The sequence below is a fragment of the Ruegeria sp. SAZD013 genome, from assembly GCF_059612525.1.
In genome coordinates, this window is the sequence record NZ_JBXWQT010000001.1 from 23,949 (window position 1) to 50,695 (window position 26,747).

At 56.9% G+C, this 26,747-nt stretch carries 21 protein-coding genes; 5 read left to right on the plus strand and 16 right to left on the minus strand.

Annotation, left to right across the window (positions count from 1 at the left end; genetic code table 11):
- Positions 1-66 precede the first annotated feature (66 nt).
- Positions 67-1,287, plus strand: a complete 1,221-nt coding sequence (locus tag AC2FLU_RS00120) for an aminopeptidase P family protein (protein ID WP_480476316.1) — start codon at positions 67-69, stop codon at positions 1,285-1,287.
- A 30-nt stretch (positions 1,288-1,317) separates the two neighbouring features.
- Here AC2FLU_RS00120 and speB read toward each other — a convergent pair whose 3' ends face one another.
- The 12 genes from speB to AC2FLU_RS00180 form a co-directional block, all read right to left on the minus strand.
- Positions 1,318-2,295, minus strand: coding sequence for an agmatinase (gene speB, locus AC2FLU_RS00125; protein WP_480554598.1), 978 nt, complete (start codon positions 2,293-2,295; stop codon positions 1,318-1,320).
- A 290-nt stretch (positions 2,296-2,585) separates the two neighbouring features.
- Positions 2,586-3,875 carry a flavin-dependent oxidoreductase gene (locus tag AC2FLU_RS00130; protein WP_496809244.1) on the minus strand — a complete coding sequence of 430 codons (1,290 nt, stop codon included), beginning with the start codon at positions 3,873-3,875 and terminating at the stop codon, positions 2,586-2,588.
- 69 nt (positions 3,876-3,944) lie between these two features.
- Positions 3,945-5,474 (minus strand): acyl-CoA dehydrogenase family protein, encoded by a 1,530-nt coding sequence (locus AC2FLU_RS00135; protein ID WP_496809243.1) that lies wholly within the window; start codon positions 5,472-5,474, stop codon positions 3,945-3,947.
- 118 nt (positions 5,475-5,592) lie between these two features.
- On the minus strand, positions 5,593-6,468 hold the full coding sequence (locus AC2FLU_RS00140; RefSeq protein ID WP_496809242.1) for an amidohydrolase family protein: 876 nt from the start codon (positions 6,466-6,468) through the stop codon (positions 5,593-5,595).
- Between the two features lie 15 nt (positions 6,469-6,483).
- Positions 6,484-8,301 (minus strand): feruloyl-CoA synthase, encoded by a 1,818-nt coding sequence (locus AC2FLU_RS00145; protein WP_496809241.1) that lies wholly within the window; start codon positions 8,299-8,301, stop codon positions 6,484-6,486.
- A gap of 2 nt (positions 8,302-8,303) precedes the next feature.
- Entirely contained in the window at positions 8,304-8,786 is a 483-nt protein-coding gene (locus tag AC2FLU_RS00150) for a MarR family winged helix-turn-helix transcriptional regulator (RefSeq protein ID WP_496714561.1), read from the minus strand.
- 4 nt (positions 8,787-8,790) lie between these two features.
- Positions 8,791-9,558 carry a crotonase/enoyl-CoA hydratase family protein gene (locus AC2FLU_RS00155; RefSeq protein WP_480476330.1) on the minus strand — a complete coding sequence of 256 codons (768 nt, stop codon included), beginning with the start codon at positions 9,556-9,558 and terminating at the stop codon, positions 8,791-8,793.
- Between the two features lie 10 nt (positions 9,559-9,568).
- Positions 9,569-10,333 (minus strand): SDR family NAD(P)-dependent oxidoreductase, encoded by a 765-nt coding sequence (locus AC2FLU_RS00160; protein ID WP_480476332.1) that lies wholly within the window; start codon positions 10,331-10,333, stop codon positions 9,569-9,571.
- A gap of 91 nt (positions 10,334-10,424) precedes the next feature.
- On the minus strand, positions 10,425-11,738 hold the full coding sequence (locus tag AC2FLU_RS00165; protein WP_209504353.1) for a TRAP transporter large permease: 1,314 nt from the start codon (positions 11,736-11,738) through the stop codon (positions 10,425-10,427).
- The gene (locus AC2FLU_RS00170) at positions 11,735-12,319 is read right to left on the minus strand and encodes a TRAP transporter small permease (RefSeq protein WP_480554606.1); all 585 of its coding nucleotides are present in this window, start codon (positions 12,317-12,319) and stop codon (positions 11,735-11,737) included. The genes AC2FLU_RS00165 and AC2FLU_RS00170 overlap by 4 nt, the downstream gene beginning before the upstream one ends.
- 58 nt (positions 12,320-12,377) lie before the next feature.
- A complete protein-coding gene (locus AC2FLU_RS00175) occupies positions 12,378-13,418 on the minus strand; it encodes a TRAP transporter substrate-binding protein (protein WP_480516481.1) in 1,041 nt (346 codons plus the stop codon).
- A 337-nt stretch (positions 13,419-13,755) separates the two neighbouring features.
- Positions 13,756-14,199, minus strand: a complete 444-nt coding sequence (locus AC2FLU_RS00180; RefSeq protein ID WP_480516483.1) for a MarR family winged helix-turn-helix transcriptional regulator — start codon at positions 14,197-14,199, stop codon at positions 13,756-13,758.
- A 136-nt stretch (positions 14,200-14,335) separates the two neighbouring features.
- Here AC2FLU_RS00180 and AC2FLU_RS00185 point away from each other — a divergent pair, with 136 nt between their 5' ends.
- The gene (locus AC2FLU_RS00185) at positions 14,336-16,273 is read left to right on the plus strand and encodes an FAD-dependent monooxygenase (protein WP_480554608.1); all 1,938 of its coding nucleotides are present in this window, start codon (positions 14,336-14,338) and stop codon (positions 16,271-16,273) included.
- A 164-nt stretch (positions 16,274-16,437) separates the two neighbouring features.
- Here the strand turns inward: AC2FLU_RS00185 and AC2FLU_RS00190 are convergent, their stop codons facing one another.
- Both AC2FLU_RS00190 and AC2FLU_RS00195 read right to left on the minus strand, forming a co-directional pair.
- Entirely contained in the window at positions 16,438-17,448 is a 1,011-nt protein-coding gene (locus AC2FLU_RS00190) for an Ldh family oxidoreductase (RefSeq protein WP_480476344.1), read from the minus strand.
- A 31-nt stretch (positions 17,449-17,479) separates the two neighbouring features.
- A complete protein-coding gene (locus tag AC2FLU_RS00195; RefSeq protein WP_496809240.1) occupies positions 17,480-19,909 on the minus strand; it encodes a GcvT family protein in 2,430 nt (809 codons plus the stop codon).
- A 341-nt stretch (positions 19,910-20,250) separates the two neighbouring features.
- Between AC2FLU_RS00195 and xylB the strand changes: the two genes are divergently transcribed.
- From xylB to AC2FLU_RS00210, 3 genes are read left to right on the plus strand one after another with little or no spacing between them, the layout of a single operon-like run.
- On the plus strand, positions 20,251-21,708 hold the full coding sequence (gene xylB / locus AC2FLU_RS00200; RefSeq protein WP_496811753.1) for a xylulokinase: 1,458 nt from the start codon (positions 20,251-20,253) through the stop codon (positions 21,706-21,708).
- Positions 21,705-22,655, plus strand: a complete 951-nt coding sequence (locus AC2FLU_RS00205; RefSeq protein ID WP_496714555.1) for an aldose epimerase family protein — start codon at positions 21,705-21,707, stop codon at positions 22,653-22,655. The genes xylB and AC2FLU_RS00205 overlap by 4 nt, the downstream gene beginning before the upstream one ends.
- The gene (locus AC2FLU_RS00210; protein ID WP_480604073.1) at positions 22,652-23,950 is read left to right on the plus strand and encodes a cytochrome-c peroxidase; all 1,299 of its coding nucleotides are present in this window, start codon (positions 22,652-22,654) and stop codon (positions 23,948-23,950) included. The genes AC2FLU_RS00205 and AC2FLU_RS00210 overlap by 4 nt, the downstream gene beginning before the upstream one ends.
- On the opposite strand, the gene AC2FLU_RS00215 is transcribed toward AC2FLU_RS00210, so the two are convergent.
- Entirely contained in the window at positions 23,951-25,462 is a 1,512-nt protein-coding gene (locus AC2FLU_RS00215; RefSeq protein WP_496714553.1) for a CRTAC1 family protein, read from the minus strand.
- On the minus strand, positions 25,452-26,669 hold the full coding sequence (locus AC2FLU_RS00220; RefSeq protein WP_480493513.1) for an ROK family transcriptional regulator: 1,218 nt from the start codon (positions 26,667-26,669) through the stop codon (positions 25,452-25,454). The genes AC2FLU_RS00215 and AC2FLU_RS00220 overlap by 11 nt, the downstream gene beginning before the upstream one ends.
- Between the last annotated feature and the right edge of the window lie 78 nt (positions 26,670-26,747).

The following is a 26,747-nucleotide window of genomic DNA, read 5'->3' on the forward strand; positions in this document are numbered from 1 at the left end:
CGCCTGTCCTGAACGCCGGGACATGTGGCCGGGATTTGTCGCCCGGCAAAGTTGAGAGACCAAGTGATGACCGACACAACAAAACGCCCCGAATTCTTTACCTGCCACAATGGTGACAAAGCGCCTTTGCCGTTCAGCAAGGGTGAATATGATCGCCGTCTCAGCAAGCTTCGCAGCATCATGGCCGCACGTGATATCCCTGCGGTTCTGCTGACATCAATGCAAAATATCGCCTACTACTCGGGCTTTCTGTATTGTTCCTTTGGCCGTCCGTATGGCTGCGTGGTCACTCAAGAGGCCTGCACCACCGTTTCGGCCAACATCGACGCCGGGCAACCGTGGCGTCGGTCGGTCGAAGACAACGTGATTTATACTGACTGGAAGCGCGACAATTATTGGCGTGCGGTTGCAAGCCTGATCGGCAACGCCAAGCGCATCGGCATTGAAGGCGACCACATGACGCTGGCCGCCCGCGACACTGCCCTGCGGATGCTGGGTACCCCCGAGCTGGTTGATATCGCGCCGGATACAATGACCGCCCGCATGGTCAAATCCGCCGAAGAGATTGAATTGATCAAGGGTGGGGCACGCACCGCGGATGTTGGCGGGGCGGCAATCCATGCGGCCATCCGTGAAGGCGCAACTGAGATCGAGATTGCCATGGCGGGCCGTGACGCAATGGAAGAGGAAATCGCGCGCGCCTATCCAGATGCCGAATATCGCGACACCTGGGTTTGGTTCCAGTCCGGGCTGAACACCGATGGCGCGCATAACCCTGTGACAAAACGCGCCCTGCAAAAAGGCGATATCCTGTCGCTGAACACTTTCCCGATGATCTCAGGCTATTACACTGCGCTGGAACGTACCCTGTTTCTGGGCGAGCCGGACGCCGACAGCCTGCGCCTGTGGAAGGCCAATGTGGCGGCCCATGAACTGGGTCTGAGCCTGATCAAACCCGGTGCGACCTGTTCAGGCATCACTGCCGAGATCAACCGTTTCTTTGCCGATGAGGGGCTGCTGCAATACCGCTCGTTCGGGTATGGCCATTCTTTCGGCATCCTCAGCCATTATTACGGGCGCGAGGCCGGTCTGGAATTGCGAGAGGATATCGACACCGTGTTGGAACCTGGCATGGTCGTTTCAATCGAGCCCATGCTGTGGATCCCCGAAGGGCAACCCGGTGCAGGGGGCTACCGCGAGCATGATATTCTGGTGGTTGGCGAAGATGGGGCAGAAAACATTACCGGCTTCCCATATGGGCCTGGCCACAACATTATCGATGCCTGATACAAAGAAGGGGGAGCAAACGCTCCCCCTTCATCTCTCGCGACCGGCGCGTTCGCGAAAGATAAAACCCAGGAAATTCAACAATAGCTGCGCGGCCAGAATCTGCGTGCTTTCGCTGGGGTCATAGGCTGGTGCCACTTCGACAAGGTCGATGCCGACGACATTGCCGCGCTTGGCGAGGCCCTGAAGGATTTCCAGAACGTCATAATACAAAAACCCCCCATGGCTTGGCGTCCCGGTCCCTGCTGCGATGGAAGGGCAAAAGGCGTCAATATCTATTGTCACATAGTACCGAGCACCTTCGGGAATTCGCTCAAGAACAGCCTCGGTTCCCAGCTTTCTCACCTGACGCACGGACAAGATGTCTGACCCACGTGCGCGCGCGTCCTCGTATCCTTCCTTGGCGGTTGACGAGACGTTTCGAATACCCAACTGGGTCATCCCCGAGACATAGTCTTTTTCGATCGCCCGTCGCATGGGGTTGCCGTGGCCATTGGTGACACCGTGACGCTCGTCCACGAAATCCAGATGCGCATCGATTTGAACCACGTGGATCGGGCCATTTTGCGCACAATCATCTTCAAACGCGGAAATGCAGGGAATGTTGATAGAGTGATCGCCGCCGATCACAAGCGGCAGCGCCCCTGCGGTCAGGATTTTGCGAACACCATAGGCGATGTTTTCGTGGCTGGCCTCGGTCTTTGTGTGGACGATATCCGCATCCCCCAAATCCACAATACGTACTGAACTGTCCAGATAGGTTGCGTCGTCTTCGTGGTCATAGGCACCGGCATGTCCAAAACTGAACAGGGTCGAAGCTTCACGCACGGCCCGAGGGCCGAACCTTGCCCCGGCGCGCCATTGCGTGCCGAAATCAAATGGCGCACCAAGGATGCAAACATCCGCATCAATATTGTCCCAATCCTCGACATACGGAGATTTTCCAAAGGTTGATATTCCGACGAATGGTAGGTTCAGTCGACCTGACGCATATCCATGATCCTGCATATTCAGTCCTTTCAATGGCCCTGTCGCCTTGCGTGCAATTGAACATGAGAAGGCGGTGCAATGAAATTAGTTTTCTTCGTCCAATACATGTCTGACGATCAGACAGGTCTGACCCGGTGCGTTCTTTCCGATTAGCTGTTGGTCGATTCGCCACAAACGAAATTTCGGTGGGACACGCTGGTATGCCGCGAAATCATTCACGGCAGCGCATGATTTTGCGGGCGATACACAGGACCGGCGAAACGCTGTTGTCATGGGCGCAGGTTCTCAATCCACCGATGGCTTTTCCATCACGCCTGCCAAGCCAGCTGCGAGCCGGGCGCAATCGTTGGCTGTGCGCTGTTCAGGGCGTCGCGCGCAAAACCTGCGGCAGCTTTGTATTTGGCCATGAAACTGGCCCTTTCAGCCAAGGGAATGACTGTTTCAATATCGTCGAACACACCGCCACAGCGGTCGTTGACCAAATTCAACAGGCCAAAAGGCCCGGCACCCCGATTGCGAAGGACAAGGTCTGACACCGGACCGCACAGCGTGTCATCATATGCCGCCAGCGCGGTTGGGCCCACGCCATGCTTGAGCAGACTGGCCCCCAATATGCGGGCGTCCATAATTGCTTGGCTGGCCCCATTCGATCCGGTAGGGTACATCGGGTGTGCGGCGTCTCCGATCAGGGCAACCGGCCCGTCAACCCACGTTTCAACCGGATCGCGGTCGATCATCGGGTTTTCATATGTCACATCCGCACCGCGGATCAGAGTTGGAACATCCAGCCAGTCATAGGTCCATCCGTCAAAATGGTGCGCGAAATCCTTGGCCTCGACCTGCCGGAACCACCCGGTTGCCGCATGCGCGTCCGGGTCATCGTAGGTGACTTCGGCAATCCAGTTTATCAGCGCCATGCCGGTTCCGAGATCGGGGTGTGAGATCGGGTAGATCACCATTCGTTTCTTATGCGTACCCAGTCCGACAAAGGAAGAACCCGTGCGCACGGGCTTTGCCAAAGTTGTGCCGCGCCACATGACGGCGCCTCCCCAATGGATCGGAGGTTGGCTTGGATGCATCTGGTTTCGGATGGCAGAATGGATACCGTCGGCGCCGATTAGAATGGCACCGGTTTCGCGGACGTCCCCCTGGTCAGTTTGCAACCGCACTGTAACCGTCTCATCCGCATTGCTCTGGTATCCCGTGGCCCGAGCACCAAGGCGTACGGCATCCGGGCCTGCGCGTTCGACAAACCGCTGGTAAAGCGCCATGTGAAACGCGCCGCGATGCACCGCGTATTGCGGCCAATTGTAACCAGCGAAAGTTCCGCGCGGTTCCGCGTAAATCTCGTGCCCATTCAAACCAACAAGCGCCCATTCCTGCGCAGGGACGCCGAACTTATTCAGATCCTGAGCCGTGAAACCCAGATCGTACAACTCGCGCACAGCGTTGGGTTGCAGGTTTATTCCGACACCCAGCGGGCGCGGGTGCCGAACGCTTTCAAAGACAGTGCAGTCGATGCCAATCTGATGCAGTGTCAGTGCCAGCGACAACCCAGCAATACCACCACCCGCGATCAGCACTTTTGGATCTGTCATGTTGCGTTCCTTTCAGTCCGATTGGTGGCGGGTATCGGTTGTCGATAATCTGCGCGCTTGGATCCAGCCTCAACCGCAAATGCGTTTGATCCGTTCCGGGGATGGATGAAGGCTTGCGGCGTTGCGCAGCCGCACCCGCAGACAAGTCAGAGCGGTATCAATCGTCGTTTGCATGAACCCATGCGCCATCGCCGCGCTGTCACCCTGTTTCAGCTTTCTTCGAGCGGATTGCCAATTGTCCAGTGCGTCCGAGATCGCATCGCATGTCCAATGCTCGGCTTCATGCGCAACAAATTCGGCAAAGGCGTCGCCCGCAGGCTCTGCGGCAAGACGTGTTGCCAGCATACGCGCATGTATGCCGTTGGCCCCTTCATAGATCGAGGTAATTCGGGCATCGCGATAGGTCTGCTCCAGCCGGTATTCGCGCAAATAGCCATAGCCGCCCAGTACCTGCATACCCAATTCGGCGGCCTTGATACCGGCTTCGGTGCAATAGACCTTAGCAACCGGGGTCAGAAAATCGACTAGGTCAGGCGATTTACCCCGTTCCATGGTGACAAATGCAAGATGTGCAAGACTGCGGCTGCTGATTGCCAGCCAGTCGATTTGATCCAGCATACGGCGGATATCGGCATGTTGATCCAGTGTTGCCGGTTGACCGTCGGCATTGCGTCCCTGCACCCTTTCACTGGCAAAAGTACTGGCAATGTCATAGGCCCGCGCGGCGTGCGCGACGCCCTGTAGGGCGACATCAAGCCGGGCGTGGTTCATCATGGTGAACATGGCCAGCAGGCCTTCACCCTCGGCCCCGATCAGTTCAGCTTTGGCACCATCAAATGCCAGCTGGCACGTGGGTGAGGCATGCAGGCCCATCTTTTCCTCGATGCGCGTTACGGTAACGTGGTTACGGCTGCCGTCAGTGCAGGTGCTGGGGCATAGAAACAGCGATAAACCTCTGACGCCTTCATCGGACGTGCGCGCAAGCACAAGATGCAGGATATGATCGCTCATGTCCTGGTCACCGCCAGAGATAAAGATTTTTTCTCCCGTGATCTTCCAGCCATCTTCAGAAGGTTCCGCCCGGCAGCGCACGCGAGAAAGGTCAGACCCGGCCCCGGGTTCGGTCAGGCACATGGTGGCCAGAGTTTCACCCGAGGCCAGAGAGGGAATGTAACGGGACTGCTGATCTTTCGTGCCAAAGCGCAACAAGGTACGCACCGCGCCCGGAACCAACCCAGTAACCATCTGAAGGCTGTGGTTTGCGCCCGAAAACACCTCGGACGTTATGGCCAGTATCAGGGCACCAAGCCCTTGACCGCCATATTCTCCAGGCACGGTGAGCGAGGGCCAGCCCTGTTCCGAATACGTTGCATAAACTTGGGCAAAGCCGGCAGGCATGGATACGCGACCGTTTTCCAGCGAGCATCCCTGCCTGTCTCCCGGCTCGTCCAGCGGGGCAATTTCACCTTGTGCGAAGGCGGCAAAATGTTCGCCGATCTCACCAGCAAGGTCAGCGTCCCAATCTGGAAGATCGGTGGCCCGGACTACGTGGTTCAACGTGAATAAGATGTCCGCAAGTGGGGCTTCGAATGGCTTCATGATCATGTCACCCGATAGCTGGTGACTTCGACGACCACGACGCGGCCCGGTTCTGGCGGTTCGGCACCGTCGAAGTTCAAAGTGACTGGGTAGGGCAGTGATGGGGCAGGGGGCAGCATCACGGGGTCAGTCCCAGCAGGCGCGCGGCATTGCCTTTGATGATGTCCGGGCGCAGTTCGTCCTTGATATTGATCTTCTCGAAATCCGACAGCCAGCGTTCTGGAGTGATCATGGGCCAGTCGGACCCAAACAGGACCTTTTTCTTGAGGATCGAGTTGCAGTATTTCACCAGAATCTCGGGGAAGTACTTTGGTGACCAACCGGACAGGTCGATATAGACGTTGGGCTTGTGCTGCGCCACGGACAGCGCCTCTTCCTGCCAGGGAAATGACGGATGCGCGAGGATGATCTTCATATCCGGAAAATCGACGGCGACGTCATCCATGAACATCGGGTTCGAGTATTTAAGCCGCATTCCGTTACCACCCCGCATGCCCGAACCGACACCGGTCTGACCAGTGTGAAACAGGGCGATGCAGCCTTCCTCGGCGATTGCTTCGTAAAGGTCATAAGCCATGCGCTCATTGGGGTAGAACCCCTGCATCGTCGGATGAAACTTGAACCCTTTGATACCAAATTCGTGGATCAGGCGGCGCGCCTCGCGTGCGCCCATCTTGCCCTTGTGCGGATCAATTGACGCAAACGGGATCAGCACGTCGTCATTTTCCGCCGCCAATGCGGCAACTTCTTCGTTCTTGTAGCGCCGATAGCCGGTTTCCCGCTCGGCATCGACCGGGAAGATCACCGCGGCTATGTTTTGCTCGCGATAGTGCTGTGCAGTTTCGGGAACCGTAGGCGGATGGCTCCACGGCGCGCCAAAGTAGTTGGCCATGGTTGCCTGCAGGTCGTCATAGCCGTCATCCGAGTGGCACCCGCAGGGTTCTTCAGCGTGGGTGTGAATGTCGATTGCGCGAACCTTGGAGATATCGACCATCTGTTCGTTCCTTTCTCAGATCTTTATGATTGCCGGATCGGCGTCGTCATAAAGACGCTCAAGTAAATTTTGCCGGCGTGTCAGTATCTTGCGGAAATTGAGGTTCCCCTTGGCGGTCATTTCGCCCTCGGGCATCGAGGCGGGCTCGCTAAGGACAATGGCGCGCCCGACCCGTGTGGAGCTGCCCGATAACTCGCGGGCGCGCTCTGCCAGGCGGCGGTGGATTTCGCTATGCAGCAATTTGCAGCAGTAGGCGCCACTGTCGTCGTTCAGGTCAAATCCTTCCCGCTTCAGCTCGGCGACATCGGGAAAGACCATGACGCCGATCTCATTTCTGTCGGCACCTGTAATGACCAGATCTGAGGCAAGAGGCGCAAGACAGGTCAACAAGTCCATCCTCAATTGCGCGGCCCGCACCCATGTTCCGGTCAGCAATTTGAAATCCTCGGATATCCGGCCGTCGAATTTCATACCTTTGTTTACGTCCTGCGGGTCGATGAACCGCATGGCGTCGCCGGTAATGAAAAACCCTTCTTCATCGAAAACGCTGGCTGTCTTGCCCGGCTCGTTGAAGTACCCGGGCATCACGTTTGGCCCTTTGATGCGCATTTCGCATCGCATGTCTTCATCCGGTATCAGCTTGAGTGTCACGCCGTTCATCGGAACGCCAACAACCCCGGAACGGTCAATGGGCTCGGACTGCATCATTGTGGCGGGCGCTGTCTCGGTCAGCCCCCAGGACGAGGTCATCAGCGGTATCTCACCTTTGACATCCAGCGCCATCTGTTCAAATCCAGACCAGATGTCCTGTGGCAGTGAAGCGCCCGCATAAAAGATCAGATCAAGTTCTTCGAAAAACCGCCGACGCAAATCGCCATCCCGCTGCAATGCGCCCAGCAGCATGCTGTAACCTACGGGGACATTGAAGCTGAGCGTGCCGGTGACCATGGACAGGTTTTCCAGCGTCCTCTCAAACAGACCGGCTACAGGTTTGCCGTCGTCGATGTAGAAGCTTCCGCCGTTGGCGAGCATCATGTTGAAGTTATGAGATCCGCCAAAGACGTGGTTCCATGGCAGCCAATCGACCACACGGGGCGGACGCGTGCGCAGAAATGGCAACCCGTCGGCCAGCATGGTCTGGTTCACGCACATCATGCGTTGGGTCGTGATGACCCCCTTCGGGGCCGAGGTTGAACCGCTGGTCATTAGGATCTTGGCGACGGAATCGGGGCCAACCAGTTCATAGGCTGCCTCCAGATCGACACTGACATCCCCTTTGAGAAGTTCGTCGAACGCTGTGACCTGACTGTTCCTGCCTTTTCGGCTGGCTACGATTTCGACCCCTTGAAGCGCATCCAGTTCCAGCGCCTCTCGGTATTGATCCGCATCGACGACATAGGCCATCTTCGGGCGCACCAGTTCGATGGCATGGCGCAGGCGGCCATGTGCACCGTGGATCAAGGCGTATTGTTCGGCTACGGGCGCAGTCGGTACGCCAATGTACTGAGCAGCCAGGCTCAGCAGACCATGATCCAAGCCGTTGCCGCTCATGATCAGGATCGGTTTGTCAGGCCCCATCCCACGCGCCAATAGCGAGCTTGCGATTGCCCGCACCTTTTCAAGCGTGGTCGCATAGCTTTCCTTGCGCCATCCTGCGCCGCTGCGTTCAGCAATGAACGTGCGGTCAGGCGCGTCCGAGGCCCAGGCGTGCAGCCAGACACCGGTTTTGTCGACGACAGGACCAAGAGTGTGGTTTGATTTCAGCAGGATGGAACCGTCGGCCCGATCTTCGCGCGAAACAGAATGCACCAGGTATTCCGATGTGCGTTGCATGATCAGCCCCTTTTCCTCGCTTTTTCGATCGTCCTGAGGGCATCGAAAACGGTGGTGATGGTTGCGTCATCCAAACAGGCCAGCAGCTTGCCTTCGTGGGCGGTAACCGCGGCGACGGCCTTTTCATATAATTGCCTGCCCGCCAGTGTCGTCCTTAGCGCATAGGCGCGCCGGTCGGTCGGTACCCGGTCGCGGACGATCAGTTCCCTGCGCTCCAGCTCGTCAATGATGACGACAAGGTTCGGGCGCTCGATATCCATTGCGTCAGCCAGTTGGGACTGCCGCAAACCGGGGTTATCGACGATGAGAACCAGTGCCGTATAAGTCAGCATTCGCAGACCAAAGGGACGCAGAGTTGTTGTCAGGTCTTCCTGCACCACATTGAAGGCCCGTTTCATGCGATACCCGACAAACCCCCGCAGCGTGGCATCGCTGATCGTGTTAGGCGCGCCGTCTTCTGGCGTGTGTTCATTTTTCCTTTTCATGTGTTCACCTGAAGTTCGGGGCGCGCTTTTCAAGAAAGGCCCGCAGTCCTTCCTGCGCATCTGGTGTTGTTTGCGACAGGGCCGCGGCCAGCGATTCAGTAAACAGTCCGTCGTTCTGCGACATTTCATTGATCCGCGCGACCGCCTGAATCATCAGATAGTTTGACAGTGGCGCGTTTCGGGAAATCTTACCTGCCAGCTTTTGGGCCAGCGCCAAAGCCTCGCCTTCACCCACGCTATAATGTGCAAGCCCCAGCGATACCCCTTCATCGGCACCATATTTGCGGCCGGTCAACATCATCTCGGTCATCCGATCGGCCCCCAGCAGGCGACCGACCCGCGCGGTCGCACCGCCACCGACAAATATTCCGCGCCGGCCTTCGGGAAGCTGAAAGATCGTCGAAGGTTCAGCGATGCGAACATGTGTTGCCGCTGCAAGCTCCAGCCCGCCGCCGATCACGGCGCCAAACATGGCCGAGACAACCGCAAGCCCACCCAACTGGATCTTGTCCATGACACTGTGCCAGTGGCGGGAATGGTGCAGGTTTTCCTCGGCCGTACGATGAACATGCTCGGACAGGTCCAATCCGGAACAATAATGCCCTTCAGTTCCGGTCAGGATCACCACGCGCACGTTCTTGGGTGGAGCTGAAAAGAAATCATCCAGCGCGCCTAACAGTTCCTCGCACATCGCGTTTCGCTTGTCAGGGCGGTTCATGGTCAGGGTCGCGATGGATCCGTTGACCTCAATGTTCAGGATTTGGCTGTCCATGGGGAACTCCTTACCGGGGCGGCAGACGAACGGCGCCATCAAGTCGAATAGTGGTGCCATTCAAAAACGGGTTTTCAACGATCTGTTCGGCGAGCATTGCGAACTCACGCGCTTCGCCAAGGCGGGCCGGGAAGGGAATGTTCGCAGTGATCTTGGCACTGACCTCTTCCGGCAAGCCTTCCATCATTGGCGTGTGGAACAGGCCAGGTGCGATGGCCATCACCCGAATCCCCGACTGCGCGAGCTCCCGTGCGGCAGGCAGGCACATCGAGGCGATTGCCCCTTTGGATGCGGCATAAGCGGCTTGACCCAATTGACCGTCCTGCCACGCAACCGACGCCGTGTTGATGATCACACCGCGTTCACCGTCAGCCAACGGGTCGAGACCGGCCATGTGTCTCGCCGCGTGGCTCATGACGTTGTAGGTGCCAAAAAGGTTCACGCGCAGAGTTTTCTCGAACACGTCGAATGACAGCTTGCCTTCGCGCCCGACGATCCTGGCCGCCATGCCGACGCCCGCACAACTGACAGCGATTCTGGGTGCTGACCCGAAATGGGCTATTGCCGTCTCAAACGCGGCACTGACGGCGGCCTCGTCACTGACATCGGCTTGCAGGGCAAGACCACCAATTTCGTCAGCAACTGCCTTCGCACCTTCAGCATTGAAATCCAAAACGGCAACCTTTGCTCCGCTGGCGGCGAAATGCCTAGCCGTTGCAGCACCCAGCCCGCTTCCGCCGCCGGTGACCAGGGCGACACATCCACTTAACTGCATCGTGCTCTCTCCATTTTAGTATGTTCAATCATTGTTGTGTCTCATATCTATTTTCGGATGGGCCCGCCCCGGACCGCTGATGGTGATTTCGCTAGGGGATCAGGAACAGGGTAATGGCCGGAAACAGCACCAGGATCATGACCCGAATGATGTCAGAGGTGACAAACCACATCACTGCCTTGTAAGTTTGGGTCATCGGGGTTGAACGATCCATAGCGTTGATAATGAACAGGTTCATCCCGACCGGAGGGGTGATCAGCCCGACCTCGACAACGATCAGAACCAGAATACCGAACCAGATGGCCACATGCTCGGGGCTCATGCCGAAATCCAGTGCGCTGATGACCGGAAAGAAGATCGGGATAGTCAGCAGGATCATTGACAGGCTGTCCATCAGACATCCAAAGATCAGGTAGAACACCAGGATCAGGCACAACACCATCCACGGGCTGAGCCCAAGTCCAACGACCCAGCCAGACAGTTCCTGCGGTACCTGAGTGAGCGCTAGGAAACTGTTATACAGCCCTGCGCCCAACACGATGAAGAAGATCATCGCCGTGCTTGAGGCCGTTGCAATGATGCTTTCGACGAAGACCTGCCAGTTCAGATTGCCCGAGATCAGAGCAATCAGCCCGGTTCCCGCCGCCCCCACGGCTGCGCCTTCGGTTGGGGTGAACCAGCCAAGATAGATGCCACCGACAACAAGGCCAAAAACCAGCAGGACAGGCCAGACATCCAGCAGTGCCCGAACGCGTTCAGGATACGGGATCGCTTCGCGGGTGCCCGCGGCGTCAGGATACATGCGCACATAGATCGAAATCGTGATGATATAGCCGAGCGCTGCCAGAATGCCCGGAACAAAGGCCGCGAGAAACAGCTTGGCGATATTCTGTTCCGTCAGGATCGCATAGATCACAAGGATCACCGAAGGCGGGATCAGAATGCCCAATGTGCCGCCAGCAGCAAGCGTTGCGGTTGAAAACCCGCCGGAATAGCCGTAGCGGCGCAGTTCGGGCAGCGCGACACGGCTCATCGTTGCGGCAGTGGCAAGGGAGGACCCGCAGATTGCGCCAAATCCGGCACAAGCGCCGACTGCCGCCATGGCGACGCCCCCTTTGCGGTGGCCCAGCCAGCTTTCAGCAGCTTTGAACAAGGCTGAAGACATGCCCGACAATGTCGCGAACTGCCCCATCAGCAGGAACATCGGAATGATCGTCAGCGAATAGCTGGAAAAGGTTGAGTAGGTTTCGGTTTTGAGCTTGGCCATGAACATGCTGGTGCCACCCATGGCAAAATACAGCCCGCCAATCCCGCACAGCAACATGGCAAGGCCAATCGGTGCGCGCAGAAAGATCATGATCAGAAGTACGGGAAAGGACACGTAGCCCAGTTCGAGCATGGTCAATGTGCGGCCTCCCCGCGGTAGGGCAGGATATGACGCCCGGTGACAAGCTCGATGACCTGCGCGACGGCGCAATAGACAGCAACAAGTGATGCGACAAGGGCGGCAACAAAGCTTAGCCCATAGGCCCACCAAACCGGAAATTGCAGCAGAAAGGTCGTTTCACCATAGTCCAGCTTGTTTTGCATGCCGACAAACAAGCGCCACGTAATCAAAAGAATGACAAGCGACAGGACGAATTCCCAGAATGTGATGATCACTTTGTTCGCCTTTGTCGGAAGCGTGTTGGTGAATACGTCGACTGTGGCGTGAGAGCCATAGAGCTGGCAGATCGGCAGGAACGAGAATATGGCGAATGCAATGCCGGCTTCGACCAGTTCAAAATCGCCATTCACCGGCCCGACGCCCGATGCAATCAGCGCATTTGCCGCTGCTTCCGACAGTGACGTCATAACGTCCGAGTGGCCCAGCGTATTCAGGCCGCGCCCCAGCACGCTGACACAGGTCAGCAGGACCAGCGCAGTCAGAACCACACCGCCGAGAACGGCCATGAAGCGCGCGATGCGCTCTACCAGTTTCTGCATGATCAACTCCAAAGGGATTGCTCTCCCGGCGGGAAATAGCGCCGGAAGAGCGACCGGATCAGTTGCCGGAGTATTGCGAAATCAGTTCGAGCGCGCGGGCGCGCAAGCCGGTTCCATCCAGACCTTTTTCATCCATCTCGGCGATCCAGGCGTCAGTGGTCGGCTGTGATGCTGCCTTCCATTCCGCGACCTGTTCCGGGCTCAGCGTGATGATGTTGTTGCCGCGTTCCATCGCCTGCTTGTGAGGCCCGTCGTCATCGGCCTGCATCTGCTTGCCTGCGAAGGCCGAGAATTCAGCACCCGAGTTGGCGTCGATGACGGCCTTCAGATCATCCGGCAGTGCATCCCAGCGGTCCTTGTTCATCGCGAAGATGAAAGTGGTGGTGTATAGCGTGTCGTCGCCAAAGGTCGTGTGGTTTCCGACCAGCTCGTTGACCTTCAGGGCGCCGGTCACTTCCCAGGGAATCACGGTGGCGTCGATCACGCCTTTGGACAGCGCTTCAGGCACCGCAGGAACAGGCATGCCAACCGGGGTTGCTCCAAGCGAGCTGAAAAGGCCGTTGGTTACGCGTGTCGGTGCGCGCAGCTTTACGCCGTTCAGATCCTCGATGCTTTCGATCGGTTCCTTTGAATGGATCAAACCGGGGCCGTGCACCCAGAGCCCGAGTACTTTGAACTGCTTGAAGTCATCGTCCATCATGGTTTCTTCGGCCAGATCCCAATAGGCGCGTGAGACGGCTTCGGCATTAGTCATGGTGAACGGCAGTTCGAACACCTCGGTTCGGGGAAAGCGGCCTGGTGTATATCCGGACACAGTCCAGACAATGTCTGCCACACCATCAATGGCTTGGTCGATCAGTTCGGGGGGTTTGCCCCCAAGCTGCATGGACGGAAACCTTTGAATTTCGATCCGGCCATCCGAATCCGCTTCGACCTTGTCGGCCCAGACATCCAGAACGTTCTTGGGTACGTTGGCTTGTGCCGGCAGGAATTGGTGCATCCGCAGTGTCACTTCGGCCGCGATGGCAGTGGTTGACATGGCACCGAAAGCAATCGCTGTCACTGCAGATTTGAGTATGGTTCTGCGCAAGTTGGTCATGGTCTCCTCCCTAGATGACCTATGAGTATCATCCCCTGTTCATGATTGCTCATATTAGTTATGTTTTATAACGAGTTATATCCACTTTTTTAGTGTTTGGTTTCAGGTCCTTTTCGGAAAACAGAATGTTCACACATGTGAACCTTTTCGTCGAAACGCTACGCATCAGACAGGTCATGCGCGGACGCAATTTATCCTCTCAGGATTACATTGCCCTCGGTTGGCTCAAAGGTAAATTGAGATTTCTTAGATTTTAGTTTCTAGTTTCGGAAACTAAAGCTCAAAAATGGTGGATTTGCTTTCCTTGTTTTAATTGAACCAGCGTCCGCTTTGTAATTCAAGGCCGTGTGTTATCGTCGGTGACAGCATCAACTGCCTTGCCTGCGAGCTTCAGGAACGTTTCGCGTTCATTCGGAGTTAGCCCTCCGAGGATCTCGTTTTGCAGGTCAATTACGACTGGCATAGCCGCCGCAAGGATGTCTTTTCCTTTTCCGGATAAGGTGACCTCTCGCGCGCGTCTGTCACGTTGACTGACCGAGCGTTTGACGTAGTTTTTCTGCTCCAGCCGGTCGATGACCCCGCCGATTGTTGCGCGGTCATAGGCGATTTTCGCCGCGACTGTGGCCTGATCAATGCCGGGTTCGGCGCGAATTGTTTCAAGTGCTGCGAACTGAACGGATGTAAGGTCAATCCCGGCCTCCTGCATCCGGACCGAGAACACGTGGGTTGAAATCTGATTGAGCCTGCGGATGAGGTGGCCCGCCATTCCGTAAATACTCACGCAAAACCTCCGAAATCACTTTACGCCGTCACTTATTCCAGAATTACCGCGGCAATTAGTGAGTGTACATATCTTTGTTGACAGGAAATAGTAAGTACAGTTATTAAGTTTATGTGAACCTGCGGAGGAGGGGACAATGCAATATTACGTTGATGGATTTCGTCCGGGTGACCCGGATATCAAACCGGCTGCGCTCAGCCGCTCCGATCACCACAACCACCCCGCAACCATCCCCGAAAAGGTTGACGTTCTGATCGCGGGTTGTGGACCGGCGGGGCTTTGCCTTGCAGCGCAACTGGCCGGGTTCGCCGAAATTTCGACAATGATCGTGGATCAAAAGCCTGGTCCGATGGAGAAAGGCCAGGCGGATGGCGTCAACGTCCGCTCGATGGAGATGTTTCAGGCGTTTGGTTTTGCTGAGAAAGTGAAGCGCGAAGCGTATTGGGTCAACCAAACGGCATTCTGGACGCCCGATCCCGCAAGCCCGGGCCACATCCGCCGGGCGGGCACGGTGCAGGACGTTGCCGAAGATCAATCCGAGATGCCACATACCTTGATGAATCAGGCCCGGATTCATGAGCTGTTTCTGGATGTGATGAGAAACGCTCCAACGCGGCTGCAACCCCATTACGGGCTTCGTGTCAGCGATTTCACAATTGATACCGGTTCCACGGATCACCCCGTCACGGCAGAGCTTGAACGCTTGGGCGATGATGGTGGCGTGGTTGAACGGCTTACAGTGCGTGCCAACTATGTCGTAGGCTGTGACGGTGCACGCAGCAATGTGCGCAAGGCCATCGGGGGTAAGCTGCAAGGCGATGCCGCACATCAGGCGTGGGGCGTTATGGACATTCTGGCGAATTCCGATTTTCCCGATTTGCGGCGGAAATGCCTTGTTCAATCGGCATCGGAAGGAAACGTTCTGATCCTTCCGCGCGAAGGCGGATACCTGTTCCGAATGTATGTTGAGCTTGACAAACTGAACCCGGATGAGCGGATCGCCAACCGCAATCTGACGGCTGACCATATCATCGCTGCCGCGAACCGGATCATGCGTCCTTATTCCATCGACGTAAATGAAGTCGTTTGGTGGTCGGTCTACGAGATTGGCCACAGGCTGACCGACAAGTTCGACGATGTTCCTAAGCATGAAGTTGCTACACGCACCCCGCGCGTTTTCACGGCGGGCGACGCCTGCCACACGCATAGCCCCAAGGCGGGTCAGGGGATGAACGTGTCGATGGGCGATACTTTCAACCTGGGCTGGAAACTGGTGCATGTGCTGACAGGAAGGTCAAAGCCTGATCTTCTTCACAGCTACTCGGCCGAGCGTTTGCAAGAGGCCAAAAGACTGGTCGAAACCGACCATAAATGGGCCCGGATCATGAGTGCGCCTCCGGGCGAGTCAGAGCTTGACGGCACCGATATGCCCCGATTTCAAAAACAGTTTATCGAAAATCTGGAGTTCACCGGCGGGCTTTCGGTTCACTATGGGCCTTCGGACTTGGTCGCCGAACCGGTTCACCAGCATCTGGCGCGTGGGCTGGTTATAGGCAAGCGATTTCATTCAGCACCAGTTGTCCGGCTTGCAGATGCCATGCCCATGCAATTGGGGCATGTGGCCGAAGCGGATGCGCGCTGGAGGCTCTATGCCTTCGCAGGACAGAGAGACGCAGGTACCCAAGGCGGATCGATCCATCAGCTTTGCGAGGTTTTGCAAAGCGATCCGAACTCTCCTCTGCGACGGTTTGTGCGCCCTGACGAAGACATCGACGGTTTGATAGACCTACGGGCCATCTTCCCGCAGGATTTCATATCGCTGAATTATGAGGATATGCCGTCTCTTTTGAAACCCGAGAAGGGCAGGTATGGCCTGCGCGACTTCGAGAAGGTTTTTTGCGTTGATCACAAGAGGCGTGAAGACATCTACGAAATGCGCGGAATTGACCGGACAAAGGGCTGTATGGTCGTCGTCAGGCCGGACCAATATGTGGCGCATATCCTGCCATTAGAGTGTCACGCTGACCTGTTTGACTTCTTTTCCAGGCTATTTGTTGCGGGCGGCGGTCGATAAGTGCGACGACTCAGACCCCAACGGACCGCCGTTACGAGGGGAGAATGGACTGTCGCATCCGTGCTTGGTTCGGCAAGATTACCGCCTGTTCAAAGCTGGATTGGCGCTTGAATCCGCCCGTGTCGTAGGAAGGCCCTCTAGCCAGAAAGCTGAGCGCAGGTTTTTCAGGACGCGTTTAACGTGGCCAGAACCTCGGCGCTGACCTCAACACCGTCAGCCTCGGCTGCCGCCCGTTTGGCCAGACGCCCATCACCCGGAACACGGGCGTCCCCATTACCGACAATTTCTGAGCAAATGCGCGCGATATATTGATTGAAGGCCTCGTTGCCGAACCGCGTCGGATCAATCGCAATCAGTGTTGCACCGCCTTTGATGTTAAGGGCTCCGAACGCCTCACGTTCTTGATTGTTCACGGAAAGGGTTCCACCAGCCAGGGCGGCACCCAACACTTCAACCATGAAAGCGATTGCGGCGCCCTTGTGCTCGCCAAAAGGTAACAGGCTGCGGGTTTCCAGGATAGCGTTCGGGTCCGTACTGGGTGCGCCGTCAGGGTCCAGACCGGCAGGGTGGGGCAGGTCGTGCCCCTCGGCTGCGGCCATGCGGATATCCATCAAAGCAACCATTGAAGACGCCTGATCCCAGACTATCGGCGCACCGCCCTCGCGCGGACAGGCAAAAGACATCGGGTTGGTGCCAAATACCGGGCGCACCCCGCCTTGCGGCACCACCATGGACAATGAGTTGATCACGGCGAAAGCCACCAGACCAGCTTCGGCAAGCGGTTCGGTGTCAAACCTTAACGCGCCCAGATGGTGGCAATTTGCGCAGGTGAAAGCGGCAATGCCGTTTTCCCGCGTCATTTCGATCAACATGTCGCGGGCTTCGGCTGCCGCGACCTGATAATACCCGTTATCGGCGTCACAGCGCAGAACGCCCGGGGCAGCCTTTTCTATCTTTGGCTTCGCATTGCCGTTTGCATAGCCCGAGGTGAAGCTTTGGACATAGACCGGCAGCATACGCAATCCGTGGCTGCGCGGGCCGTCCCGCTCGGACCGGGTAACAATGTCGGCCAGAATATCGCTGCCCTGTGCATTAACTCCGGCAGAAACAAGTACGGCTTTCGCCAGCGCCCGAACCTCGGCAAGAGAAAGCGTTTTGATCGAGTGTTCGGTCATCTTTTCAAATCCAGTCTTTTTACTTCAGGGGTCAGGCACGCGCACGTGCGTTGGTGGGATCAACGGCGCAAGTATCGATCACCTCGGCATCGCGCATTTCGTTATGGACCAACACCTGCATCCTTGCACCCGGCGCGGTCATATCGTTTGGTACAAGTGCCATCGCTATGTCGTGGTTGCAATAATAAGAAAACCCACCCGATGTAACGCGACCAATCAGTTCACCGTTTGCATAAACACCTTCATCGAACATCACCGAAGTTTCGCCAAAGGGAAGTTTCAACGTGACCAGCCGTTTGTGATTGCCCTCGTATCTCTGCTTCTCCAGCGCCGCTTTTCCGATGAACTCGCGTCCCTCGGTGACGACAAACCGATCAAGGCTGGCCTCATATGGTGTCATGTCCTTGCAAATCTCACGGTTGATGGCGCGATAGGATTTTTCAAGGCGCATGGACTCCAACGCCTCAAGCCCGAAGGGTTTTACACCGGCTTTCAAAAGCAGGTCGACAAGATGGCGGTTATACCCGACCGGATGGTGCAGTTCCCAGCCCAGCTCGCCTGTGTAAGATACCCGAAGCAGGTGAACGTCTTTGGCATAACCAACTTCACCTTTTTGTGCAGAGAGCCAGGGAAAAGCTGCGTTCGTCAAATCGTTGTCGGTCAGCGGTTGCAAAATCTCGCGCGCCTTGGGACCCGCCAGAGCGATCACACCCAACTGTTCTGAAACGTCTTCAAGGATAACCGATTGATCTTGTGGTAGCAGACGTTGCAGCTGATCCCAGTTATAGGCGCGCCAATTCGGGGTAGAGACCAGATAGAAATCATTCTCGGCATAGCGGACAACTGTGTATTCCGCATCCATGCCACCTTTTGCGTTCAACAACAGCGACAGGCTCATCCGGCCCACTTTAGGCAGTTTGTTTGCCATCAGACCATCCAGCCACCGCGCGGCGCCGGGACCGCGTACAGTAAACTTGGTCATTGGCGACATCTCGATGAACCCGGCCTCTTCGCGGGTGGTGTGCACTTCCTCCTGAACGCGTTCCATGTGATTGGTGCGGCGGAAAGAATGTTCAGGGATCGCCTCTTGCGGCGATTTGGCGAACCAGCGCGGGAATTCATAGCCGTTGAAGCTGGTCCAGACTGCGCCATGCGCCGTCAGCAGATCGTAAGACCCCACGGTTTTCATTGGGCGCGCGTCCGGGAAATCTTCGCCGGGGATATGCGCGTTCATATGTGTGCCCCAGGTTTCGCGAACCTTGTCCATGGTCCAGCGTTTAGAGGCGTAGTCCGAGAAACGGCGCGGGTCCAGTTCCGACATGTCCATGCCCGGATCACCGTCGACGATCCAACGGGCCAGCCGTTCGCCCACGGTGCCGCCCCACAGAATGCCGCCGGGCATCCCTTCGGCCAGCCACAGGTTATTGTGCCCTGGCGCTGGCCCGGCAAGTGGCAATTCGTCCGGCGTCATTTGGAAGGGTCCGCGCGTGTTGGCCTTGATGCCCACCTCGCCAAGGACCGGAACCCGCCCAATAGCCCGTTCCCATTGGGTTTCCACGGCATCGAAATCCTCGGGCAAGAGGTCTGCGCCAAAGTCAGGTGGAACGCTGTCTTCGGCAAACAGCTTCAGGTCCTTGGTGAACTCATAGGGCCCGAACTGAATGCCGCCGACATCTTCGCGTAGATATGCGCCGTAATCCTCATCCCGCAGGATCGGGAACTCGGGCAAACCCTGCGCACGACGTTCCTTGAGCAGTGGAACTGTTTCCGTGGTCCAGTACTGGTGAACGATGGGAATGCAGGGCAGGTCCAGCCCAACGCGTCGGGCATTTTCACGGGCATAATTGCCGGTGGCAAAAACCAAATGCTTGCACGTGATCTCTCCCTGATTGGTGGTCACTTTCCAATGACCGCTTTCCAACTTTTCATACGCCTGTGCTTCGGTGTTCTGATAGACTGTGGCGCCCGCATCTCGCGCCAGCTTTGCCATTGCCATGGTGATGTCGGCCGGGTTCACATAGCCGTCCTCGGTATGCAGGATACCGCCGCGAATATGCTCAGACTGGTTCAGAAGGGGATGAACATCGGCAATTTCCGCGGGCGTCAGCAGTTTGCAGGGCACACCTGCAGCCTCGGCAATCGAGATATATGACTGGAATTCATCCCAACGTTTCTGGGTGTTGGCAACGCGCAGCTGACCCACTTTGCGCAAGCCTACCGACGTACCCATCTTCTGTTCGACTTCTGAATAGATGCGGATGGTTTCCATCGTCATCTTCGACACGTTATGGGACCGCACGAAGGTGACCAGCAGACCGGCGGCATGCCAGGTCGAGCCTGAGGTCAGTGTGGTCCGTTCCAGCATCACCGCATCGCTACAGCCGTGCTGTGTCAGACCGTACAGAATGGACGCGCCCACACATCCGCCGCCAACGACAACAACTTTGGCATGTGATTTCATTCGCCGATTTCCTTCTTGCGACTGATCATGGTGTCAGAAGCTCTGCCTGCCCGAAATCAGTAAGATGAGAACATTCCGAAGTTTTTACGGAAACATGTTGCCAGACAATCGCAAAAAATTTCTCCCGCGGCTTAGTTCAGGTCACCTCTTATCGGGCACCTTCGTATTGGTCGCTGTCTGGGTCTGGGTCATTCAGTGCTGTCCAGGACGACATCATTTTTATATTCCTTGTCTTGTTTCACCTTGTGATGTTAGCGCAAACTGTGCCAGTGAAACCTGATGCCTTTGCAAAACTGGGTTTCTGTTGCCTCAGTATTGCGGCTTACAAATGGGAGGAGCAGGTGTATCTCGGTCTTGATTTGGGGACGTCAGGTCTTCGGGGAATTGTGGTCAGTGAAGACGGTGACGTCGTTGCCGAGGCCGAAGCGAGCGTGAACACATCGACACCGCATCCGGGCTGGTCAGAGCAGGAACCTGCGGATTGGGTTGAAGCGTGTCAAAAGGTCGTTGCCCAGTTGCAGGGGCAAAACAGCGCTGCGTTTTCGGCAGTGCGGGGCATAGGTCTGAGCGGGCATATGCATGGCGCAACGCTTCTGGACCGAAATGGTAGCGTATTGAGGCCCTGTGTCCTTTGGAACGACACAAGGTCTGCCCGTGAAGCTGCCGAACTGGATGCGCTTTCCGCGATGCGATCGATCACCGGAAACATCGTTTTTCCCGGCTTCACTGCGCCCAAGCTGGAATGGATGCGCAGGCATGAACCTGACGTTTTTGAAAAAACCTCCAAAGTCTTGCTCCCCAAAGACTATTTACGCTTCTGGCTGACCGGAGAATACATAAGTGAAATGTCCGACAGCGCGGGTACAGCGTGGTTGGACGTCGGACGTCGGAAATGGTCGGAAACAGCGCTTGAGCTCAGCCACATGCGCCGGGATCAGATGCCCGAACTGGTCGAAGGCAGCGCCGTCGGGGGCGAGCTGAGGGCGGAGATATTGCAGCACTGGGGCCTGACCGGACCCGTAGTCGTTGCGGGCGGGGCAGGCGACAACGCCGCGGCTGCCTGTGGTATAGGAAGTATCGCCGAAGGCAGCGGTTTTCTATCGCTGGGAACGTCGGGTGTGCTGCTGGTTGCCAAGGACAGTTACGCGCCCGCACCGGAAACGGCGGTTCACTGCTTCTGCCACGCGGTGCCGGACCACTGGATTCAAATGGGTGTCATCCTGTCGGCGACCAACAGTCTGAACTGGCTGTCCCGGAACCTCGGCCAATCCGTTGGTGCACTCGCATCGGCGTTGCCGGATACCGTCACCGGGCCGTCGAAGACCAAGTTCCTGCCATATCTGTCGGGGGAACGTACCCCTCATAATGACAGCGCTATCCGGGGGGCGTTTATGGGGCTGGATATTGCGTCGGATCCAGAGGATCTTGCACAGTCCGTGATGGAAGGTGTCTCGTTCGCGCTGCGAGATTGCCTTGAGGCCCTCAGGAGCACGGGAACCAAGCCTGAAAGCCTGATGGTCGTCGGTGGGGGCGCACGATCCCGTTTCTGGGTCGAGACGCTGGCAACTGTTCTGAACATCCCGCTTGCCTTGCCTAAAGGCAGTGAATTCGGAGCCGCCATAGGCGCGGCACGCCTTTCTGCCTGTGCAGTAAAAGATGCAGACCCGGCGGAACTCATGACATCGCCAGAAATCTCTGAAATTGTTCAGCCGCGCGCGGGGTTATTCGACGCCTATGAGGCTGAATATCAAAGATACCGCCAGTTTTATGCGGCACTATCCCCCTTGTCTGCGCCATGATGAAGGGCGTCACTTCCCTACCCATCGAACAGGTTGTTCTGGAAGATGGTGCGATGTCGGTTTCCCTGCTGAGCTATGGGGCGATCACACAAGGTTGGTGGATCGGTGAAACGCCCTTGATCCTGGGCTATCCAAACCCGCAGGAATATCTGACGGACCCATATTATCTGGGTGCAATCGTGGGTCGCGTCGCCAATCGGATCGGTGGCGCAAAGTTTAAAATGCAGGATGCCGCTTATCGCCTGACAGCGAATGAGGGGGAAAACACGCTGCATGGCGGTGCGCTCGGGCTGTCGCGCAGCCACTGGATTATCAGGAAGACTAAGCCGAACCGTGCGGTTCTTTCCTTGACGTCACCTGACGGCGATGATGGTTTTCCCGGAGAAATCAGGTTCGAGATTCATGTCAAGCTGGCTTTTCCACGGCTGACTTACACGATCACCGCATGGCCGGACCGGCCTACGCCGATCAGCATTGCGCAGCACAATTACTATACTCTTGGGCGCCAAAGCGGTATTCTTGACAGCCGGTTGGCCCTGAATTCAAAGCGGGTACTGGAACTGGACGACAGCTCCATTCCGACAGGCGTCGTGAATGAGATCGAAAACCAAGGGCTGGATTTCTCATCCGTGCGCGTTATCGGTGATGAGGGGCGTGGCCTTGACCACTACTTCGTGTTTGAAGAGGCGGGCAAATCAAATCGACCGGTTGCAACGGTTGAAACACCGTCAGGTTTGCGCATGAATGTTTACTCTGATCAGCCCGGCGCGCAGGTCTATTCCGCCGCGCACCTGTCTGATCCTTTCACGCCATGCGCAGGGCTTTGCATTGAGCCTTCCGGTTACACGGACGCTGTGAACCACCCCTTGTTTCCGTCCGTCATCTATTCTCCGGACAAACCCTATAAACAAGTTCTGACGTTGGAAATCTCAGGGGATCAGGTATGAGAGTTGGGATATCGGTGTATGCTCTGGCCTTTTGCGTGACACTGTCGGCGGCGCAGGCGCAGGACCTCGGGCCGCTTCCTCAATTTGTAGAACCGGACCTTGCCAAGGTCGAACTGGGACAGTTGCTGTTTTACGACCCGATCCTGTCGGGGAACAAAAACATCAGCTGCGCCACTTGTCATCATCCGAAACTGGGAACGTCAGACGCGCTGTCTCTGGGTATCGGTGAAGGCGGTGTGGGGCTGGGGGCAGCGCGCAGGCTTGATCAGGAAAACATGCCCGAGCAGCGCATTCCCCGAAATGCACCGGGGCTGTGGAACCTTGGGGCGCTGGAATTCACCACCTTCTTTCATGACGGGCGTCTTGAGGCAGACCCGTCACAGCCTGACGGGTTCAGAACGCCCTTGGGCACAGATATGAGGCCGGGCTTCCAATCTGCACTGGCCGCGCAAGCGATGTTCCCGGTCTTGTCGGCTGACGAAATGGCGGGCCACTATTCGGAAAACGAAGTGAGCAAAGCCGTACGTCTTGGTTTGCTGACCCAAAAGGATGGCGCATGGGATCTTATCGCGGCGCGTGTTGCCGCAATCCCGGAATACAGGACACGCTTTGACCAGCTCGCGCCCGGAGAAGAGATCACTTTTACCGCAATCGCCAATATCATTGCTGATTTCATCGCTTTTGAATGGCGCGCTGACAACAGCCTGTTTGATCGTGCGCTGCAAGGAAAAGAGGTGCTGCCCGAGCAGGCGCAAATGGGGCTCGACCTTTTTTACGGCAAGGCCGGGTGCAGCACCTGCCATTCCGGCTGGTTCCAGACGGATCATGGGTTTCATTCTATCGCCATGCCGCAAATCGGGCCGGGAAAAGCCGCCCGGTTCGAGAACCATGTTCGCGATGACGGGCGATTGCGTGTGACGGGCAATGCGGATGACGCCTTCACATTTCGCACGCCATCCTTGCGTAATGTAACCCTGACGGCACCCTATGGTCACAACGGAGCCTACGCGCGGCTTGAAGATGTTGTCCGTCATCATCTGGATCCGGTCGCAGCTTTGCGCAGCTACTCGATCGAAAAAGCAGCGTTGCCAGAGTTTCCGGGCGCGGAAGATCAAAAAGCCTTGCTCGACCCCACGTTGATCGAGGCGATTGCAGCGTCGAATGAACTGGCCCCAATCAGCCTGAGTGATGACGAGGTGAACGCCATTCTAAGTTTCCTCAGCACACTGGAAGACCCGGCAGTCCGGCTGGGTGTGCCTGCGCATGTGCCCAGCGGTTTGCCTGTTGATCAATGATCAGCGGTCGATGCGAAGCACCTGATTGCTTCTGAAGGGCTGCCAATCACCAACTGTGCCGTCTGGCCAGATAACCCGCAGCGCCAGTTCGTCCGCGTTGCCCAGGCCAAAGTGATGAAGCCCTGAGATGCCGCTTGCGTGACCGCCGCCAATGGTCACTTCCCGTGTTTGAATTCCGTCGGTGGTTTTGACCTCGATGAAGCTGCCGACAGCTGCGCGGTTGGAACGATCCTGGCCAAGATCAACCTGAACCCAGTTTCCAAGTTGTTGTTCGTTCTGAAATACTTCAAGCGCTGACCCGCGATTGACCACGACCAGATCAAGCGATCCATCCCCGTTCAGGTCCGCCAGGGCTCCACCGCGGGACTTGCCCATAGAGGCGACACCCGCCGCTGAGGCAGCCTCGAAAAACTGATCATCTGCGGATTGCAGCAACAGGTTGTTGGGGTCAGTTTGCGCTGCATCGGGCATCTGTTCGACATTGCCCTTGGCGACAAATATGTCGTCGCGCCCGTCGTTGTTGACGTCGCCGAACTGCGCATGCCAGCCGGTTGAGGGGCGGCCATCGCCACCAACATGCGGCCTGTGCGCCGTTGTTCCCCGGTCATAAGTCGCGTCGCGCCATGTCGGCCCCTCGGCAGTGGGATCAAAGATCTGAAACTTCTGGTCCCCCATCGAGGTCAGGTAAACATCCGGGAAGCCGTCCCCTGATATATCCCTTGATGCAATCCCCATGCCCCAGATCGAATAGGGCAGCCACCCATCTTCCGGCGCGTAAAGGCGTGGCGTGTCTTCCATTGCCCAAAGCTGCTCTTGCCCGCCGCGCACATAGTAATGGCGGTCGTTACTGACACGCAGGTCCGCGCGCCCGCTGCGCGCCCAGTCGGAAAACAGAATGGACAAGGAACAATGTCCCGGTGCCAGGTGGAGAGGTGGGCCATAGGCCGCCCCTTCGGGGCGATACAAAAGCGTCGGCCCGCAGGCTTCAAACGGGCCATCGGGGTTGGTTCGGTCGACATATGTTCCAAAAGCCAGTGTCGGCAGGGTTTGACCGCTTTCCCAAGTGGCGGAGAATCCGGTGGTCCAGTGATCCTGAGACTGGAAATTCAACGAGGTGAACGGTTCGAATGCGCAATTTGGTTTGCCACGCAACAAAACGTCTTCACCAACGCGCAATACTGCCAGGTCCACAAACCCGTCTCCATCGATATCCAGTGGGTAAGCGCCGGTCACGCCGGTCAGAGACAGTGCGCTTGGCGTTTCTGACCGAAAACTGACATTGGGTCCTGATGTGTTGACAAACAATTGAGCCGGATTAGTTCCTCCTGCGGCAAACAGCTCGGGCCGATCATCGCCGTTGCAGTCAAAAACGGCAACGCCTCCGCCGACGAAGTGCTCCCACCCGCCGTCGTAAACATGGCTGGGGACGTCGATGCTGTGAAACTGTGGCAGGCTGATGTCAGCCAAGGCGGCAGACGCTGTCGCTAGCAGGATCGTCAGTTCAACTCGCATTTTCCGCCAGTTCCCTGACTTTCAAAATCGAGACTTGTTCGATCCCATAGGCCGCCGCCCCTTTTGCCCACATTGAATCCCCCCAATGGTTTACGTTGATTTCAGGCAGCGGCGCGTCAACGCTGACAACACCGTTATTGATGCGGGTCATCACTGCGTCGGAATGCAGGTATTCAAAGCTGCCTCGGGTGCCGGACAGGATGATACATTCCGGATCGAACAGATTGATCAGGTTGGAAAGCCCCATTCCAAACATCTGACCAGCGCGCGACAAAACGGAAATGGACCGGGCATCACCGGATTGGGCAGCTGCGTGAATATCAGCAAGAGTGTGCGGGTCAGTAGCCTGGCTGGCAATGGTTGCCTCGCGGATCAGGGCATATTCCCCAACATAAGCTTCAAGGCATCCGCGCTGCCCGCACTGACATAACGCGCCATCCAGCTGAACTTTGACATGCCCGAATTCCGCACCGCAGCCGCGCTCGCCGCGATATAGCTTGCCATCCAACACAATGCCCAGACCAATGCCGTGTTCTATCGTGACAACCAGAAAGTTCTTCAACCCTTTGCCAAGCCCGAAAAGCTGTTCGGCCTTTGCAACCAGATTAGCGTCATTCTCGATGAACGCGGGGCAGGGGAGCACTTGAGACAGAAGCGGGCTCAGATCCACGTTGCGCACTGTCAGCGAAGATGACCAATGTACAAAGTTCCGCTCTGCGTCGACCAATCCGGCAATGCCTATGCAGACGCCGGAGACGTCTGTCAGGGACTTGCTTGCAGAGACGCAGGCCTGTTCCAGCGCCGCGCATATCTTTTTTGCAAACGCCTCCGGGGCCATCCGGGCCTCCTCCAGCGGATGAGTGTAAGAGGTGATCTCGGTGCCTTCAAAATCGACCAAGATGACTGAAATCTGGTGCCGGGCCACTTTTACACCGGCAATCAGGTGACATCCGCCATGCAGCTTCAGCAGCACACGTGGTCTGCCGCGGCGCGCGGATTTTGACGGTGTTTCGCTTTCGATTTCCTGAATCAGACCAGCTGAAAGCAGATCTGACGTTGCCGCCGTCACTGTCGCTGGGCTGGTCTCAAGCGCGCTTGCAATGTCGATCCGCGATATCGCGCCGGTCGACCGGATTTGTTCCAGTACACGCAAACGGGTGATGTTTCGTTGATCCGTAGCGTTTGAAGAAACCTTGCTTTTCAGCATCCTGCCCTCACGAATCTGGTGATTTCCCAAGCGTAAGCGGTTTTTCTTCTTTCCGGTAGCATAAATATTTTACTGACT